This window comes from Komagataeibacter kakiaceti JCM 25156, from assembly GCF_000613305.1.
Genome location: NZ_BAIO01000936.1, coordinates 1 through 509 on the forward strand (window position 1 = coordinate 1; position 509 = coordinate 509).

The 509-nt window shown below is 61.7% G+C and carries 1 protein-coding gene and 1 pseudogene; one reads left to right on the forward strand and one right to left on the reverse strand.

Features of this window, described 5'->3' with window-relative positions; translation table 11 throughout:
* Window positions 1-236 (forward strand): annotated as a pseudogene (locus tag JCM25156_RS20145) (hypothetical protein); the annotation flags it as partial.
* A 129-nt stretch (window positions 237-365) separates the two neighbouring features.
* On the opposite strand, the gene JCM25156_RS28360 reads toward JCM25156_RS20145, so the two are convergent.
* The coding region (locus tag JCM25156_RS28360; protein WP_277909496.1) for an MOFRL family protein at window positions 366-509 on the reverse strand (144 nt) is incomplete at its 5' end.

Below are 509 nucleotides of genomic sequence, written 5' to 3' on the forward strand. Positions count from 1 at the left end.
AGGCGCTGCGCCCGCTTTCGACAAAACACCTGCCCCCCCCGGCCGAACCGACCGATGATACGGGGACGGAAGCCTACCACGCCCCGCCCGACGCGGCGGCGATGCAGATGATCTCCTCCGGTTACGACCCCAATCAGGCGGGCGATGACGACGCTGGTGAGGGCGAGGACGGCAAGCATTTTGTCGTGCCCGATACGCAGGTCAGCTACGGGCGGCAGGGCAAGAGCGCGAACTAGACGCTGTTTGAAAACAACCCGTTGATAAAGAAGAATAAAAGTTCTTGTGTGCCGCCTTTTTTTCAAAAAGGCGGCGTTTTTTGAGGCTTTTTGAAAAAAGCTTCGGCCGTTCCGGCGGAAAACCCGCCCCTAAAGCACCAGCACGGCGCGGATGTCATTGACGTTGGTCAGTGTCGGGCCGGTGATGACCAGATCCCCGGTCCGCTGGAACACGCTGTAACTGTCATGCGCCCGCAGGTGGTCGCGCGGGTCGCAGCCCAGCGCGCGGGCGCG